At 47.1% G+C, this 19331-nt stretch carries 10 protein-coding genes; 9 read left to right on the top strand and 1 reads right to left on the bottom strand.

The window, feature by feature from the left end; all coding sequences use genetic code 11:
- Positions 1-36: 36 nt before the first annotated feature.
- The gene (locus MKX75_RS22330) at positions 37-2040 is read right to left on the bottom strand and encodes a DNA mismatch repair protein MutS (RefSeq protein WP_339166883.1); all 2004 of its coding nucleotides are present in this window, start codon (positions 2038-2040) and stop codon (positions 37-39) included.
- A 512-nt stretch (positions 2041-2552) separates the two neighbouring features.
- Here MKX75_RS22330 and MKX75_RS22325 point away from each other — a divergent pair.
- The 9 genes from MKX75_RS22325 (at position 2553) to pulA (ending at position 18961) form a co-directional block, all read left to right on the top strand.
- Entirely contained in the window at positions 2553-4889 is a 2337-nt protein-coding gene (locus MKX75_RS22325; RefSeq protein ID WP_339166881.1) for a helix-turn-helix domain-containing protein, read from the top strand.
- 281 nt (positions 4890-5170) lie between these two features.
- Positions 5171-6124 carry a sugar ABC transporter permease gene (locus MKX75_RS22320; protein WP_017686861.1) on the top strand — a complete coding sequence of 318 codons (954 nt, stop codon included), beginning with the start codon at positions 5171-5173 and terminating at the stop codon, positions 6122-6124.
- A gap of 45 nt (positions 6125-6169) precedes the next feature.
- Positions 6170-7042 (top strand): carbohydrate ABC transporter permease, encoded by an 873-nt coding sequence (locus tag MKX75_RS22315; RefSeq protein WP_062835838.1) that lies wholly within the window; start codon positions 6170-6172, stop codon positions 7040-7042.
- Positions 7043-7104: 62 nt separating this feature from the next.
- On the top strand, positions 7105-8604 hold the full coding sequence (locus tag MKX75_RS22310) for an extracellular solute-binding protein (protein WP_145150128.1): 1500 nt from the start codon (positions 7105-7107) through the stop codon (positions 8602-8604).
- Between the two features lie 24 nt (positions 8605-8628).
- Entirely contained in the window at positions 8629-9741 is a 1113-nt protein-coding gene (locus tag MKX75_RS22305) for a glycoside hydrolase family 88 protein (RefSeq protein WP_339166879.1), read from the top strand.
- 180 nt (positions 9742-9921) lie between these two features.
- Positions 9922-11433 (top strand): extracellular solute-binding protein, encoded by a 1512-nt coding sequence (locus MKX75_RS22300; RefSeq protein WP_339166878.1) that lies wholly within the window; start codon positions 9922-9924, stop codon positions 11431-11433.
- 348 nt (positions 11434-11781) lie between these two features.
- A complete protein-coding gene (locus MKX75_RS22295) occupies positions 11782-13050 on the top strand; it encodes an S-layer homology domain-containing protein (protein ID WP_339166877.1) in 1269 nt (422 codons plus the stop codon).
- An 86-nt stretch (positions 13051-13136) separates the two neighbouring features.
- A complete protein-coding gene (locus MKX75_RS22290) occupies positions 13137-16742 on the top strand; it encodes a DUF5704 domain-containing protein (RefSeq protein WP_339166876.1) in 3606 nt (1201 codons plus the stop codon).
- 170 nt (positions 16743-16912) lie between these two features.
- Positions 16913-18961, top strand: a complete 2049-nt coding sequence (pulA, locus tag MKX75_RS22285) for a type I pullulanase (protein ID WP_339166874.1) — start codon at positions 16913-16915, stop codon at positions 18959-18961.
- The last annotated feature ends 370 nt before the right edge of the window (positions 18962-19331 follow it).

Genomic DNA, 19331 nt, shown 5'->3' with positions numbered 1-19331 from the left:
TGAGTTCCATCCCGCTACATCTGTTTCTCCTATCGGCTATTCTTCAGGCGGTAATTCGATCTGAAGGCCTTCCACATGTTTGCGTCCCATCAATTTACGCTTCTTTCGATTTTCCTTTGTTTCTAGCACAATATCCAAATCATAATCGTCACCTGGATAAAGCTCATTGGCAGATATATGCAGGGTCAGGCGTTTCTTATGGATTTTGACTTTGCGTCCCTTGAGCATGACCCCGATATTTCCACGGCTATCCTCCCCATCACAGACGATGCCCGACTGATTGAGATAGGCTGCATATACCCGATCCCCTTTGCGAAAATTTTTGGCAGGAGCAGGGGGAACTGACTCTCTTGGTGTTGTTTTTTGGTGGAGACCTAATGAATCTTTTGGTTGCTTCCACTTATCCCACTTGGACAACTCTGCTGGGCCGTCTGATACTGTAACGGAACGAGCAGGCAGCAGGGCCTTAGTTTCCAAAGGAGGTGACGTGAACCCTAATGTACGATCTCTCGAAATACTTTGATCCGACAGGGACTTGGAGCGCTCGATAATACGCTGTGGCATGCCCAGCTTTAATGCGATGGAATAAGCATAGCTCTCACCAGCTTCTCCGATACGCAATCGATACAGCGGCTGGAGAGAAACGGTGTCAAATTCCATACGGGCATTTTCGAATCCTGGGGTGGCAGCAGCAAAATGTTTGATTTCACCAAAATGTGTTGTCGCCACAACGGTTGCTCCGCGGCTATGCAGTTCCTCCAGCATGGAGATAGAAAGACCAACGCCTTCACCGGGATCTGTGCCAGAAGCCATCTCATCAATGAGCACCAGCGTCGATGGATTGGCCTGTTCCAGTATGCCAATCATATTGCGAATATGTGCGGAGAATGTACTGAGCGCTTGTTCCAAACTCTGCCCGTCACCAATATCAACCGCTACCTCGTTATAAACAGCCATCTCACCACCTTCCTCCACTGGGATAAGTAGACCGGATTGCATCATCAGGGTTAGCAAACCAAGTGTTTTGAGTGCGACCGTTTTACCCCCGGTATTCGGGCCAGTAATAACGAGCGACGAGTACGTTCTGCCGATGGCAAAATCAAGGGGAACCATGGAAGAACCCATGAATGGATGACGTGCACGTTGAAGGCTGATGTGGCCCTGAGTATTGACTCGAACGGTACGTCCGTCCATGGTGGCGGCATATTTGGCTTTGGCAAATAGGAAGTCCAATACACCTACCGTTTCGGTGTTCAGGGCGATTTCACGGTTATACGATTCGGCCAGGGAGGTTAAATCACCGAGAATTTTCATCTCCTCCCGGGACTCCTCCGCTTGTAGAGCGGCCAATTCCATCTGCAGACTTACTAACTCAATGGGTTCAATATATACGGTTTGCCCGCTTCCCGATTCATCCAGTACACTGCCTTTCACCTGTTTACGAAACTCTTTCTTAATGGGCAGAACTGTTCTTCCTCCGCGTTGACTAACGACATGCTCCTGCATAATGGATCGATGTTTACTCACGAGAGAATCGAGCTTTCGTTTCATACGCTCCTCATTCACAGTCATTTTTTTACGAATTCGAATCAGTTCCTTGCTGGCCTGATCCTGAATGCGTCCACTATGGATGCAGCGCTCAATCTCACTCAGCAAAGGTGCGATCAGAATCATGGATGCTGCATAGCGACTGACGGTGGGAGCGGCCCCTGATTTGCCCTCCATGTATTTCATGAGTTGTGCGCAGCTCCGCAGGAACTGAGCGAGATGACTGAAGTCGCGTTCACTGAATAGATAACCGGTGCCGAGCAGATCCATAATGGTTTCCATTCCGTCCAGTGAAGGGAGGGGGATACTGGCGCCAAAACGAATCACTGCAGCCGCTTCTGCTGTTTCTTCCAGGCGCAGCTGAATCAGGTGAGCATCTACCATCGGTTTTAGTTCTCTGGCATAACGTTTGCCCAGATAAGAAATGGCGCAGTCTGCAACGTTTTTTTGAATTTGTGGATAACCCAAACTGTTTAATGTGTTCTCATTCATGCGTAATCTCTCCTTGGATTTGAATTGAATTTTCAGTTGACACGCTGAAACATATTCCTGGAAAACGCAAAAAGGGCGGAGAATGAACAAACGTCATTCTCCGCCCTAAATATATGGGAAAGCAGAGTCCGCTACAGGTCTATATGAAAAAATCCGCGCTGAACTCAGCGCGGAAATAGACCCGGACAATGACAATCCCGGAGGCGATTTATGATATCCGCTGTTCTTAACTAAGTACAGGGATCTGGCGCATCATGAAATACACGTATGCCATATGGGCACAAGCGCAATGAAAGGCCAAACTCCTGGATATGAAACTTGGTTAGTTAAGAACATTCACCGACATTAAAAATCTCTCCTTTGATTGAGGAATATGCAACCAATATAAACTGGAAATTGGTTTGAAGTCAACCTTTAGAATAAATGAGTGGACTTGAATAAGAATGGGTTTTAAAATAACAATAGTAAAATAATCCAATGAAAGCGATTTTATAAGAAGGAGGATGCTCTTCTTGCCTAAGTATTTACTGCGTTTGCTCTGCTTTACCCTGATTCTCGGAGCCCTTCCAGTCATTGTTATTGGTTCCGTCTCGTATACGATTGCATCGCGTGACATTGAGCAGAAGGTACGTGAGAGCAATCTTCAGATATTGCATCAGACCCAAATGCGGGTAGAACAAGTTCTGCGCAGCCTGCAATTATCATCCATCCAGTATGTAAATTCGCCTTTGGTACTACAAGCGATGAAGAAGCCACTAGACAGCAGCGAGTTTCAGGAGATTCGTGATCTGACTTCCGGCTTTAACAACTTGCAAGCGGTTACGAACATTGACCAAGCCTATCTGGTTAATCTGGATGAAGATTGGGTTGTTTCGATGCGTTCTTTTGGCAAATTGGATGATTTCAGCATTCGAGACCGGATTGGCTCCTATCTGACCTATACCAACAGTCTGTTCTGGGTCACTCAGAATGCGAGTTCTGCCAAAGAAAGTGTACCTGTGTCAGCAGGCATGGGTGAATTAACACCCGAACAGGCACCTACCCTTATATCATCCGATAATGTGGTGAGCATGGTATTCAAGATTCCGATGGTACCGACGAATGTGAAACCCAAAGGCTTTCTGGTCATCGATATTGCTGACGCGGAGCTTAGTACATTTCTGAGTCGCAATCCGAATTCCGGGGACTTGTACGTTCTGGACCGGGAACAGAAATATTTTTTGAATGATACCCAGCAAGGTACGAAATATGACACTTTAAATAAAGAAATCCACGAGATCGTCCAGACGACGGGAGAGCCAGAGGGTTTCTTCAGTGCGGAGGTGGAAGGTAACCAGGTGGCAGTTAGCTATAGGCAATCTCCGCTCAACGGCTGGTTATACGTGTCCGTTGTATCTCTTGGACAGATTACGGCCCAGTCACAGAAAATTGCATTGGTTACCGGTATCGCTACACTGGTCATGTTATGTGTAACGGGATTGTTCGCCATATACGGCAGTCGGCGGATGTACTCACCGATCTCCAGATTGCTGCAGTTTACGAAGGGGTTGGATGCTCCAGTTGCTCCATCAGGGCGGCGTCAGGATGAATTTATCTATATCGAGGAGCAGCTGTCAACGTTGTTCAGTTCGGAGAAAACGATGCGTGAGCAGATGAAGGGGCAGCATGTGCACCTCCAGGAGTTTTTTATGACCAAACTGCTGACAGGCAAAATCTCGGAAGAGGATTTCAGATATCAGGGAGAATTATACGATTTTCCGACAGGGTGGGCGAGTCTCGGCGTACTCATGCTCCAGATCGATACCTTGGAAGGGACCCGATATGAGGAACAGGATCGCGATCTGCTGCTGTTTGCTGTCAACAATATGGTAGGTGAGCTCCTTCCTTCGGCAGTTCGGTTCACCCCCGTCATGCTGGACGATGCTCAGGTCACCGTACTTGCCTCCGAACTGACGGATGAGGTGAAGCTGAAGGAATGGATGCATACCCAGGCAGACTGGATTCGCGAACGTGTCGTGACCTATCTGAATCTGCCTGTAAGTATCGGCATCAGTCGTTCTTACACTTGTATTGGAGATACGCCAAGAGCAGTTCAGGAGAGCCGCGAGGCACTGCAAGGCCGGGTGAGTCTGGGCAGCCGTATTATTTTACATTACGAGGATATACAGCCACGTGGTCAGATGGAGGCTGCGTTGTATACCCAATTACGCATGATCGAGGATCAGCTCGCTTCTGCGCTCAAGCAAGGAGATGAAGAGAAGACGGACGCCTACTTTAAGCAATATTTGGGGTTGCTTGCAGACAAGAAGCTTCATTTCAGTGAATACCCCGTCATTATGGTTCAGTTATTGTCTCGTGTATATCAGCTTGTGCAGGAGCAAGGCGGAGATGTAGCCGAAGTGCTGGGTGAAAAAGCATCCATGGCACATTTGCTCAAGTTGTCCACATTGGACGAGATGACCAATTGGTTCCGCAAGCGGTTGTTCCTGCCCGTTATCCGTTTCTGGCGAGAGCAGGAAGAATCCCAATACATGAATATTGCGAGGCGCATGATTCGCTTGATCGAGGAACGTTATGATCGTGAATTGTCGCTGGAAGCCTGTGCCGCTGAGCTTAATTTTCATCCTGTCTACCTAAGTCGGGTATTCAAGAAGGAAGCAGGAGTCAATTTTACGGAATATCTCGCAGAGTATCGTATGGAAAAAGCGAAGACTTGGCTGCAAACGACGAATCTTAAAATATCGGAAATTGCCGAGAAATTAAACTATACCAATCCAACCGCATTTATCCGTACATTTCGCAAAATCACAGGAACGACCCCCGGCAAGTACCGGGAGCAGCAGCGATAAAACAAGCCTGCTCTGCCCGCCATGGCAGGCAGGCTTTTTCATGTCCGGATGAAGGAAGAAGACGCTTTTCTCCATGAAGTTAAGACAGGAATATGGAGGTTGAAAGCAGTTCATCGCTCCTTTAAATTCTGTGATGGAAATGAGCTAAAGCCTTGCTGCACAAGGGCAAACAAAAGGCTAAAACGAGACGATAGCCAGTCATTCGTTTATCCTCCACAATGAAGACATGAATTCAGGAAGTGATATTTTGTAATCGTTTCCAATGTGGGGAGGAAGACAATATGAAAGCCGAAACGGCGGCTCGAACACGGCCCGCTACCCGCAGTGACAAAAACCTGCTGTGGAGAGACATTATCAAAAACCGGTGGCTGTATATCATGTTAATACCGGGTGTGCTTTACTTTGTTATTTTCAAATACATACCCATGTATGGCATCACGATGGCTTTTCAGGATTACACGCCTTACAAGGGCATCTTGGGAAGTGACTGGGTAGGGTTCAAACATTTCCAGCGTTTCTTTGGAGAACCGCAGTTCTGGACATTATTTCGGAATACGTTTTTGCTTGCCATTTATAACATTGTATTCTTTTTCCCACTGCCGATTGTACTGGCACTCATGATGAATGAAGTTCGCCGTGAACGGTTCAAACGATTTGTACAAACGCTCGTCTACGTTCCACACTTTGTTTCCTGGGTTGTTGTTGTCGGTGTATTCTACATGCTGTTCACAACCGAGGGCGGTGCCATTAATGAACTGCTCTATAACCTGACTGGACAAAAAGTGGCGTTCCTGCTTGAACCCGGATGGTTCCGAACGATGATTGTCGGACAATCCATCTGGAAAGAGGTTGGTTGGGGCACGATTATCTTCCTGGCGGCGCTTTCCGGTGTGGATACACAGCTCTATGAAGCTGCACGGATTGATGGTGCCAATCGCTGGCGCCAAACCTGGCACATTACGCTGCCGGCCATTCGCAGTACGATCGTCATTTTGCTCATTTTGCGTCTGGGCAATTTCCTGGATACAGGCTTTGAACAGATCTTCCTGATGCTGACTCCGACGAACCGGGATGTGGGCGAGGTATTCGATACCTACGTATACACGAAGGGTCTTACCCAGGCACAGTACAGTTATAGTGCTGCTGTCGGGTTGTTCAAATCGGTTGTCGGGCTGGCGCTTGTCCTTGGTGCCAATACGCTGGCCAAAAAATTCGGGGAGGAAGGCGTCTACTAACCCTCGGGTGCAGACGTTCTTCACCAGACAGGAGTGAACATTAAGATGCAACAGGATAAAACGTGGGGCAACCGGATCTTTGATTTTGTGAATCACGGCTTGCTGCTGTTGATTGGAATCGTGACGGTCATCCCGTTCATTTATATTTTGGCTGTCTCGTTTACCAGTCCGCATGAAGTGGCCAAGGGAGGATTCATTCTTTTTCCAAAAGAGTTCTCTCTGGCTGCGTACCGTTACATTTTCTCTACAGATACCTTGATTCGCAGTCTGGGTGTATCGGTCTATATTACGGTGATCGGTACTTTCATTAACCTGCTGTTTACGTCACTTATGGCGTATCCGCTCTCCAGAAGATATTTGCGTGGACGCCAGCCCATATTGCTGGGTGTATTGTTCACGATGCTCTTCAGTGGCGGGATGATTCCAACATACTTTGTCGTGAAATCCTTGCACCTGACAGATACGTTGTGGTCGCTGATGCTGCCTACCGCTATTAGTGCATTCAACTTGATCGTACTCAAAAACTTCTTCCAGGCCATTCCGGACGAACTTGAGGATGCAGCCAAAATTGATGGATGTAACGATGTCAGCGTATTGTTCCGGATTGTACTGCCGTTGTCCATGCCAGCGATGGCGACATTTTCACTCTTTTACGCGGTGGCCCACTGGAACAGTTTCTTCAGCGCTGTTATCTATATTAACGATAGTGAGAAGTGGCCTGTCCAAGTCTGGCTGCGTGAGATTGTCATTCTGGCACAGAGCCGAATCGGAGACACAAGTATTGAAGAGACCGAGATCCAGCCACTTACCATTCGCATGGCCGTTATCGTATTCTCTACGATTCCGATTATGCTGGTATATCCATTCCTGCAAAAGCACTTTGCTAAAGGCGTGATGCTGGGTTCGGTGAAAGGTTGAGTCGGCACATGGTTCAAAGTCAGTTCACTATGACTGCATAAAAAAAGGGAGGTTTTTATGTTATGAAAGTAACTAAAAAGAAAGCCGTAGCTGTCTTGAGCACACTGGCACTGGTGACAGGTTTGCTGGCAGGATGCGGATCAGATGAGGGTCAGGCTGCCGAGGGCGGCGTACAAAATGTGTCCATAGCCATTGCACAGGTGGGTGATGTGCCAAGCAAAGGCAATGAAGTTCAGCAAAAGATTGAAGCGTATACCAATACCAAACTGGATATCCAATGGATTCCGGCTTCGGCCTACAATGACAAAATCAACGTGATGATCGCTTCAAGCGATATGCCGAAAATTGTGAAGGTGCAATATAACCCAACGGTAACCAGCGCGATGCGCAATGACGTGTTCTGGGAAGTGGGACCTTTGCTGAAAGACTACAAAAATCTGTCGGCACAGAACGAGCGTTTTTTTGACAACATCAAGGTAGAGGGCAAAATCTATGGGGTTCCTGTATTCTCCGATATTGCGCGGGCTACAGTGATCTATCGCAAGGACTGGTTCGAGAAGCTGAATCTCAAGGTGCCAACGACACCGGATGAATGGTATGAAACGATCAAGACACTGGCAACCTCCGATCCGGATGGAGATGGTCAGGATAATACGTTTGGACTAATGCTTTTCAAAAAATATAATGAGGACCAATATTCCTTCACAACGCGCCTTGGCGTAAGCTTTGGTGCACCTAACAAGTGGAAGGTCGAAGATGATGGCAGCTTCACGCCGGAATTTATGACACCGGAATATATGCAGGTGCTGGATCTGCTGAAACGTTTGTACGATGAGAAACTGCTGAACCAGGACTTTGCCGTATTCGACTCTACGGAAGCGGAGAAAAAGTATGATTCCGGTGTTGTCGGTATTCGTGTTGGTGTTGCGCAGAACGGAAAAAGTCAGCAAGAGCGTCTGTCCAAAAACAATCCGGATGGTGTAGTAGACATCGCTGGTTTGCTTGGAGCGAACGGTGATCGTGTTGCAGGACAGACGGGTAACTCCGGCATTCTGGCATTCCCTAAATCAACGGTGAAATCGGAAGAAGAACTCAAAAACCTGCTCTCCTTCCTGGATAAATTGATGGACCCTGAGATGGCTACCCTGTTGATGCGTGGTATGGAAGACAAACATTACACCAAAGTGGGCGAAGATCAGGTAGAGATGAGTGACTTCGATGCATTCCAGCGTGAAGTGAAGCCTTATCGTGACAACCTTCCTTATGTTGAAGGATACAACGTACCAAAATTGAAGGATACCGAACTGGGTGAAAAAGGTACGGCACTTGCCAAGGAACTGGCGGAGCACGCTGTGCCAAACCCTGCGCTGACGTTATATTCTCCAACGTATGGTGACCGTGGGGCGGATCTGGATCAGGTGATTGCCGATGCACAAACCAAATACATTATGGGCAAGATCGATCAAAGTGGCTGGGAAAAGGAAATCGAGAATTGGGGTAATGCGGGTGGAAACAAGATTCGTGAGGAATATGCCGAAGATTACAAAAAACAGGCTCAATAAGGAGCCGGAAGCGGAGGCTTGATCATGAAGGAAACATTGCAATTCACATCCGTGCGCATGGCACAGCAGTTCATGGAAAGTTATCGCAATCATGAGCTGTACCCCAAATGGCATTATGAGAACGGCTGTCTGCTGAAAGCGCTGGAGGAGCTGTATACGCACACGGGCGAGCAAAAGTATTTTGACTACATCCGTGAGCTGATGGATCATTTCGTGCAGGACGATGGGTCGATTCGCTCCTATACGATCGAGGAATATAACCTGGATCAGATCAACCAGGGGAAATCGTTGTTCCTGTTGCACGAAAAAACGGGAGAAGATAAGTACCGCAAAGCTGCGGAGTTGCTGATGACTCAGCTCAAAGGACAGCCACATACAAGTGAAGGTGGATTCTGGCATAAAAAGATTTATCCTTTCCAGATGTGGCTGGATGGATTGTACATGGCTACTCCGTATCTGACGCAGTATGGCGCAGTGACAGGGGAAGAGAAGTGGTTTGACAAGGCTGCATTGCAGCTCTTGCTGGTGGAGCAACGTACACGTGATCCGCGTAGCGGTCTCTTGTACCACGCTTGGGATGAGAGCAAAGAGCAGCGCTGGAGTTCGGGGGAGACGGGATGTTCTCCACATGTCTGGAGCCGGGCGATGGGCTGGTATGTGATGGCGGTTGTGGACACATTGGATTACCTGCCGGTAGATCATCCGCAGCGCGGACAGATTGTGGGTATCTTCGAACGGGTAGCAAATGCACTTGTGCATGTGCAGGATCAACAGACTGGACTATGGCCACATCTGCTGGATCAACCGGGACGTGAGCGGAACTATCTGGAGGCTTCCGGGACATCGATGTTTGTCTATGCATTGGCCAAGGGTGTGCGTAAAGGATATCTGAGTGGCAAGTTCAAAGCAGTTGCTGAAAAAGGGTATCAGGGTCTGCTGCAGCATTTGTTGCAAACGGATCGTGAAGGCGTGCTGTCCTTGACGCAGTGTAACGGCGGAGCCGGTCTCGGAGGAAGCCCGTATCGTGACGGGTCATACGAGTATTATGTGACTGAATCCATTCGGATCAATGATCCGAAATCGGTCGCTCCGTTCATTTTGGCAGGGGTGGAGATTGAACTTTACAAGTCCAACTAACATGTACATGAGAACGTAGAGGACAGAAATAACTTGAGGAAGCGAAGCGTTCGCCTTTATCCCCGGATTTTCCCCTTTTTAAAAGGGAATCAAAAAATCTGGGGATAACAGCGATCTGAAGGTTGTTCTGTCATCGGAGTGGTCTGTGTACATAACCTTATCCAAAAGGAGAGATGGTTCATGAGTCCAAAAGGTCCAATGTCCCGTTTAGGCGGAATCGTTGTTATTGGTGCAATGTCCGCTGGGCTGCTTGCAGGTTGCGGGGGAGAGAAAGCACCTGCTGCAGAGGAAGGTAAACTTCCCATTTCCATCTCTTTAATGCAGGTTGGTGATATACCGGCCAAGGAGAACGGGATTGAACAGAAGATTGAGGAATATACGAATACGGATGTCAATGTACAGTGGATTCCTCAGTCTGCTTTTGATGATAAAGTGAACGTTATGGTTGCTTCAGGCGAGATGCCTACCATTATGCGTGTGAATTATGTACCGACAACGTTTAATGCCGCCAAAACGGGACTGTTCTGGGAACTGGGGCCTTACTTGAAGGATTATAAAAACCTGTCTGCCCAATCCGAGGCTTATTTTAACAATATTAAAATTGAAGGCAAGGTCTACGGTATTCCGAACTTCCGGGATATTGGCCGGACTGCGATCGTATATCGCAAGGACTGGTTTGATACGTTGAAGCTGGATATACCCAAAACGCTGGATGACTGGTATGAAGTGATGCGCTCTATTCGTAAGGATGACCCTGACGGAAATGGTAAAGAGGATACGTACGGTGCACTGCTCTTTAAAAAGTATAATGAGGGTGTCTCTTCTCCACTGACACGGATTGCTGTAAGTATTGGCGGCGTTAACAAATGGGGTGTGGACGATGCCGGGAAATTGACTCCGGAGTTCCTGACCACCGAATATGTGGATACGATGAAGCTCTTCAAGCGACTGTTCAGCGAGGGATTAATTAATAGTGACTTCCCTGCCCTTGACCCTTCCGATGCGGACAAAAAAATGGATTCGGGCCTGGTTGGCATGAAGCTGAATGGTGTGGCTCAGAACGGAAAGTCCTCTCAGCAACGGCTTACGCCTAATGCTCCGGATGGGAAGATTGATGTGGCTCCATTCCAGGGAACCGATGGTATTCGAATCGCCGGGGAGCCAGGAAACTATGGAATGCTGGTGATCCCGAAGGCGTCCGTAACGGATGAGGAACAATTGAAGCAGGTTCTCACGTTCCTGGATCAGTTGATGGATGAGGAATTGAGCGCGTTGCAGCTCCGTGGGTTGCTCGATGTGCACTACACCAAGACTGCTGATGGGAAAACCGAACTCAAGGATTTTGACGCTTATCAGCGTGAAGTGAAGCCATATCGGGATAATCTGTTAAGCATAGAAGGCTATAACGTGCCTGAACTAGTCGATGTTCCGATTGGCATGAAAGGAACGAAGATGGCGCGTGAGAATGAGCAGTATGCCATAGCCAATCCGGCACTCACCTTGTCTTCGGCGATCTATACTGAGCGTGGTCAGGAGCTTGATCAAATGATCTGGGATGCGCAGACCAAGTACATTATGGGGAAAATCGATGATGCTGGTTGGGAGCAGGAAATCGCGAGCTGGAGAAAAGCTGGTGGTGATCAATTGATCACTGAACTCGAAGCATCCTATAAGGAGTTAAACGGAAAATAAAGCTCAATGGAATAAAAAAGGGTTGATCAAATGGAATGATATGGTTTATTCTATGAGTGAGTTCATTTTCCAATATTATAAGAAAGACCACACACCCTTAAAGCATAAGGCTATGAATCTGCGGATTCATAGCCTTTTTTTGTTTTTTAAGCGAATGAAGTAGGTCTATGGAAGGAGTGGTGCACGCCTTGAAGTGATGGGGATGGACGAAAAATAATACCAAAAGCCTAGTTCAACATGGTAGAATATTGATTATTATGGCAAATTTAGGTTTTGGTTGTGAAGAGAAGTAACTAGGTTGACTAAGCAAAGCACCCCCATACTAAGGTACATAGGAGCGTGAGTAGATTGAAGAAGCAGATCGAAGGACATGAGAAGAAGAAAAAACGGAATGTGTGGATCGTAGGGTTGTTAACGACAGCTGTATTGGCAGGAACTCTATTGAACGTTGGACCCGTACATCTGACCTCAACAGCGATAGCTGCATCTGGAACAAGTGACACGGCCCTTAGCAAGTTCAAGGATATTAAAGGCCACTGGGCCCAAGCGACGATTGCCAAAGCTTATGAAAAGAATTTGATCTCTGGTTATCAAGATGGAACATTTCGTCCCAATGGCAAAATCACGCGTGGGGAATATGCGACCATACTTGCCCGTGCGACTGGACTGGAGAAGGTAGAGGGGCAGAATCCCTTTGCCGATCTCAAAGGTCATTGGTCTGAAGCAGCGGTTAGCCAGCTGGTCGGACAAGGATTCATTAATGCTGGCGATTACGCCAAAGGGTTCAATCCGAATGCGGAGCTAACGCGATACGAGATGATGAAGTGGATTGCCAATGGACTGATGAAGTCCGGGGGGAGTTTCCAAGATGCTTTTAATGACACGAAAGATACGCTGCTTCCCACACCGGAAGTGAACCGGGGCACCATTCGTGCCGAACAAATTCCGTATCTTGCCCTCGTTCGTGGAACAGGCATTGTCGGTGGTTTTCAGGATGGCACATTAAAACCTGCGGATTCTACCACTCGTGCAGAAGTGTCAGCCATTTTGCTGCGTTATATGGATGTGGAGGACACGGATGCCGGGAAGTATAGTGACCTGAATGAGATGAGAGAGGTCGGCACGACGGGTACGAATCTGACGACGATAACAAATTACAAATATATCAAGGGGAACTTCGGAGATATAGTTAACACAGAATACACGTTGAAAAATAATGTGGGGGTCGTAAGGTACCATAGATTTATAGTAGTGGATACTCGAGGGGTTAAGCCCAAGGGAATGTACGCCATGTTATTTGTAGATCCAAACAACTTGACTAGGGCACAAGGAGGTCGCTTCTCCACCTACGCTGAGATAATGTTTACTTCAAAACTTGATAAGTCAAATCTTTTAACTATTGCTAGAGCGAATGATAATATAGCTATTCCAATTCAACGATTATTTAATGTGAGCTATTTGAAAGAAAAAGGGTTTATTACTTTACCAGACGATTCAAATGCGATGTTGAAGCAAGGAGTGCCTACTAAGTTTTGGTCATCACATACTCTGGATCCTGTGAAAGGCGGATATATGTTGAAGAATGATGCTGGTAAAGAAGTTCAAATCTATCAATAGAACTTTTGGTGGTGTTTAAATTTAATATTAAACGTTATCTATTATATTGTTTAAACAGTTTATATAAAGTCTTAGTAATTATATTTATGATGATACCAGTCTATTACTGCACATATGATACTCCTAAAGCTAATGCCGTAGAAGCACAATATGGTCCTAAATCCATGAAAGGGCCAGCGGTAACAGTCGATGCAAACCCAACTCAAGGAACACCGGGGGTTTACTGGTATCAACTTGATTCAGGAGAATTTAGGGCAGAATATCAAGGCACACACAAAGATGTGGATAACGGAGGAACTGATTATGATGCATACCCTGTAAAAACAGAAATTCCTGATAATGTTGATATGAGTAGATGGCCGCCACTAAGTTGGAAGCCATATAGAGGTATAGGAATTGATAAGGAAATGGTAACTGATATTAAGTTAAAGAACGACCCTGATGGTGTAAAATATCAGCAGGTAAATAGTTATGAAGGAATAGGTAGTCCAAGAGTTACAAGTGAAAAAAATGCGGATCTTAGAACATATACAGGCAAGGGGTTTGAGTTCTTTGAAAGGGAACCTTATGGGACTAGGCCAGGCAATAAACCCAAATATAAGATGGTATACCACACCCCTGTTAGCATCTTCTGGGAAGGTAAGATTCACGAAGAAAAAGAAATCGATGTAACCCCAGATTCAACCCTTACCATAGGTCAAACTCAGCAGATGGAAGCCTTGGTGAAGACGAAGGGTTATGGTGCGACAGCCTTTGGTGAGGGCATCAACGTATCCCGCAGGGAAGCGGAGATCAAATGGTTTTCTTCTGACGAGACGATTGCGAGCATTGAACTGAAAACAGGGATGTTAAAAGCTGAAAGTCCAGGCACGGTCACTGTGCGTGCAATCTGGAACAATGGTACATACCTTATCTCGGATACAGCCACCATTACCGTAACGTCTGAGCCAGGACTCGTGGTGAACCTGCCGAATGCTTGCAAAGCCAATACAACACCTCTCCAGGCGGAAGCCGTTCTAACCAAACCGGATCGCTCTGTTCATAAACTGACGGCTCATCCCAAATTGACGTGGCAGAGCTCGAATCCGGCTGTGGCAACGATCGGCGCAGATGGAAAAATCACGACGAAAGGGATCGTGGGTAGCACCACTATCAAAGCTCATTTTCTTGATTCTGCTCAGCACCTGGATGAACAAGGGACTCAGGTGCTTGAGGTGAAGGACTGCACGGATAATGGAGAAGGCGGTAATGGTAGTGATCCGGGGGGCGACCCTGTGAACGCTTGCCCTGTAACCATCAGCCCGCCTAGTAGAGGTACGGTTATTGAAGCAACGGTCATGGACCCGTCTGTTCGAGGTGTGCTGAAGGCAGATGACCGGGGAGCTGAGAAGTTTGATGTCACCCGTGGTATTCCAACTTCAGAAGATCTCTATGCCAATGTGTTGGCTAAGGGATATCTGTTCCAGCACCGTTGGGTCAACATGACCGGAACGGTGACTTATACCGTGAATGTGAAGAAGGTTTATCATAAAACCTGGACGATTCCGGGAAGACCCTCTAGTGGTGAGGGGGATCCGGGAACTCCTCCTGAGCCCAGAGAACTTGAGGTTCCTGGTGACAAGGCTATGCGAGTAACACGGACATATAGCTATTGGCAGATCGATAACCTGGAGGTATACAAGTTAAATGAGGCCAAGGTATCTAACTATGCGCTAGGTGGATATGGTGATACCGTGACCCTGACGCCCAATGCATATACTCCACCGACTTTGCAATCGGCTATGGATCCTGCGGTTACCAATCATGTGAAACCTGCATCATGCCGAGAGATTGATCTTGGCACCGAAGGGGTTCCGGGTGGTTCGACTGAACCGCCTACGCCAAATGAAACATCATTGTTTCAATCTAAGGCTGAAGCAGAGGTTAGGGAGAACACTGTCAATAATGACAAGGTAACCTTTAATGGAGCGACGATTATGGACCCTGCTCCGGTGGAGAAAACAGCTCCAAGACCTGGAACGATCCCACAGCCTGGCATGATTGGAGATGATGTTCTGTACCAGAATCGGCTGACGATCAAGAATACATTGATCAACAAAGCTAATCAGCCGACCACGGGTGAAATTACATATGGGCTGCTGCCTGGTAACATTAACGGAGGGCAGGATCAGAAGTTTCCCATTCTGGGTATCAACTCGGTGACGGTACATACTCCGGTTGTAAACTATGCCTGGGTGTCAGATGATCAGCCGCATAACCAGAAGACCACGCCTGATCCGACCAGGGCTGCACTTATTCTAGAGCGCCCATTCCTAGTAAGGATACCCACCTCAGGTCAACATTTGGATGCAGCAAGTTACCCTGGTTATGGAAACCGTGATTATGCAAAATATTTTCGGATCAAACAGGTTCGTTTCCCATTCGATGTCTATAACGGTGCCAGAAGTCAGTTTATCCCGGCCCTGACATGGGTGGATATTCCGGTAAATCAGTTGGACACTCCTTTTTATCTCCCGGTGTGGGTAGATGAAGGGAATTACAAGATTGAGTTCCGTAATATCGCCGAAAATGCACCTGCCAACTTTACGGAACAACAGGATGCGAACACAAATCTGACCCATCATGTCGCAGCAGATACCGTTGCTGTAGAGGTTATCGGACGGTTGTATGATTTTCACATCACCGATATTTCAGATTACAACTGGGAGAATGTGTTCCGCAAGCGGATGGGCAGCCCGGAACCAACGGGTGTGAGCTACTGGACCGGAGGAAACAGTATCGACGGAGATCTCCGAGGTAATTTGGCTCCCTATGTCCTGCCTATTCGTCCCGGCAGTCATCCCGTACAGGGGTTCCGAAATGCAGCGGTGAAGACGGGGTACCATTTTAAGTTTGATCTGAAAACCAAGGGCAATATGTTTGGGAAACAGGATGGTATTCGAATTACACCGACGTTCTCTTTTGTGAGTAAAGATGGCACCACCCGGCAAGAAGTGGATTTATACTATCATCGAGGACAGGAACGACTCATTCGTATCGGATCGGCACAGGATTTAGAAAAACGCTTTGTTGTCCTTAACTCACGGTTGCGGAATGTACCCGGTACGGAGTTAGGTGATACAGCGCGCTACCAGTATACTTATGAACTGTCAGAGGAGGAACGCAATCAGGGTACAATGGCGGAACATATGGTTCGTTTTGTGGATCAAACCTCTCATCATAAAACGTGGGTAGGCCGTTATGACTGGATGATTCTTCCTTCACAGATCCGTACACTCATTGGCCCCAAAACAGATATTCCATCTGGTGTTAATGTGGATCGGGCAAATGCAGCGATTCAGCGCTGGTATGGGGAATATAGCTTACCAGCGGATGTATATGCAGTGCCCAAAGGAACCGATCTCGAATCGCTCGCCAGACAAAATCAGTTGGATGAGAAGGCAATGGTATTTCTGAGGGACGGTTACATCGTGGTTAATTTCAATATCGAAACTTTGCGCAGCGGCAATACGAATGCACCACACCTGCAATATATTTATGCTCCGTTGATGAATCAATGGCAGATGGAGGGTTTCGATAACAGCCCGGTAGATGGTCAGGGGAGAAGCTGGTCGATGCAAGATGGGGACGTGGTTTTGTACCACGCCGATCAATCCAGCCGTAATGATTTCCAATCCCAAGTACCGCATTAATTAGACATTGTTGTACCCCTAAGGAAGACAAACGTTATGTGAATCCACATGACGTTTGTCTTCTTTTGCGTAATTTCGATTATGGTTGGTCAACAGAACGGGTATAAAGGGTAAGGAGCATTTGTTCCATCCATATTCATTAATTTTCTCAACGAGAGGGGACCACACATATGATTGAAGAGGATAAGCAGGAACTGTTGATTTCAGAAGATACATACGAAGGAAGAGATCTGGGTGTCACATTAGAAGCACAAGCCTGTCGCTTCAAAGTCTGGTCACCGTTAGCCGTTCAGATGGAACTACTTCTTTACCCACCTTTGACAGGGGGGACCCCGGAGGAAGAGCCCAATCAACGCAAACAGCAGGTCTTACCCATGCAAAAGAAAGAACAAGGCGTCTGGTTTCTAGAACTGGAGGGCGATTTAAGTAGCTACCGTTACATGTACAAGCCTACTTTCGAAGATGGACATACAACGACTGCTGTAGATCCATACGCACGAGCGGTGACTATGAACGGAGAAATGGGTGTAATTGTCAAACTAGAGCAGACGCATCCTATTGGATGGAATGAGGATATTCGCCCGGAATTGATAAGTCCTGTAGATGCAGTCTTATACGAGTTGCATGTGCGTGATTTCTCCATTCACTCATCATCTGGCATAACGAATAAAGGCAAATACTTGGCTTTTACCGAGGCAGGTCTGCGCGATTCAAAGGGTAACACGCTGGGGATTGATCATTTGGTTGAACTGGGGATTACCCACGTGCATCTGCTGCCTGTATTTGATTTTGCGACGGTGGATGAATCCAGGGTGGATGGTGATACGTCTGATGCCTCCAACTATAACTGGGGATATGATCCACTTCATTACAATGTCCCGGAAGGTTCCTATGCCTCACGCGCAGATGATCCGAAGACACGAATTCGTGAGTTCAAGTCCATGGTGCTTGCCCTTCATAACAAGGGAATAGGTGTCATAATGGATGTGGTATATAATCATACGTTTGATACGGCAGGCAGTTCATTTGAAAAACTGGTACCAGGATACTACTATCGTCAAAACGCCGATGGGACGTACAGTAATGGTTCAGGTACAGGCAATGAGGTGGCTACCGAACGCGCCATGGTTCGCAAGTTCATTATCGATTCGGTGCGATACTGGGCAGAGGAGTATCATGTGGATGGTTTTCGATTTGACCTAATGGGCCTGATTGACACAACTACGATGAAACAGCTTGCAGCGGAGTTACACGCCGAAGTAGCCCCATCCATATTGTTGTATGGTGAACCATGGGGTGCACTGGATTCACCTCTTGGAGATGATATGACTCTAAAAGGAGCACAGCGTGGAGCTGGTTTCGCCGTTTTTAACGATAATTTCCGCGGAGTGATCAAGGGAGACAGCGATGGAACGGGTACGGGATTTGCGACGGGCGCGGACGGGAAAGAAGGCGAATTGTGGACAGGCGTACGGGGAGCAATCGATGATTTTGCGGATGGTCCATCCGAAACCATTAACTATGTAACGGTGCATGATAATCTCAACCTGTGGGACAAAGTCGCACGTACACAAGGACTCCATGATACCTTGAATTTCCTCACCTATAACGAGGATGGAAGTATCCGGGGATGCCAAAGTGTGGAAGAGGCTGTAGAGAAGGCCAAGCCTTACCTGCAGATTGATCCGGATCACATTCTGGAGAATGAGACGGTTAGGCGTTGTCTGCTTGCCAATGGTATCGTGCTAACCTCCCAGGGTGTCCCCCTGATCGCGGCTGGAGATGAGCTGCTTCGCAGCAAATATGGGGATGCCAACAGCCATCAGAGTGGGGACGTAGTCAATGCCATTCATTGGGAGCAAAAGCGACAGTTCAAGCCGGTGTTTGACTATTATCGTGGGCTGATCCGTCTTCGGCGAGAGCATCCAGCTTTTCGACTTCGTACACGGGAAGAGATCGAGAAGCATGTTCGTCAAATAGAAAAAGGTAATGGTATACTAGCCTATGAATTGGAAGGCGCGGCCGTTAGCGATTCATGGGAACGCATTGTTGTCATCTATAATGCTGCAAAAGAACCCCGTACCGTCTCTGTTCCCACAGGGACATGGAATTTGGTTGTAGAAAAAGGACAAGCAGGCATCGAGGTGATATGTACCGTACAGGATGGACAGGTGACTGTGAATGCTTTATCTATAACGGTGATGTATTCGAAGTCCTGATCGCTACATTGGTTGCCAAGAAATGAAGCGTGCCAGCTATAGGACAGTGCTCACAAGGGCACGTCCAAGATGTCCAACAGATAATTTAGTACAACATAAAAACAAATCCCTCTTTCCTTCGAGAAAGGGGGATTTTGTGTTGAGTTACAGACCATTGGTCTGGTCCGCAGGAGGATATCATCATGCTTGAAAACTATACTAAAATTCGCCAGATTAATACCGAGCGTAAGTATAGTTTTCGTTCAAAGCACGTTCAATCTGCAATTATTCTTATATATTTCGAACTTTTTTTGTCGGGACAGGTACAAATGCTGTCAATCTATGGCGCTTGTTTACATATCTATATTTTGAAAGCGATTGCTAATTGAAT

Origin of the sequence: Paenibacillus sp. FSL R5-0341 (genome assembly GCF_037975235.1) — a bacterium.
Taxonomy (GTDB): domain Bacteria; phylum Bacillota; class Bacilli; order Paenibacillales; family Paenibacillaceae; genus Paenibacillus; species Paenibacillus amylolyticus_A.
The sequence above is the reverse complement of the archived record's forward strand: the minus strand, read 5'-3'. Positions and strand labels throughout refer to the sequence as shown.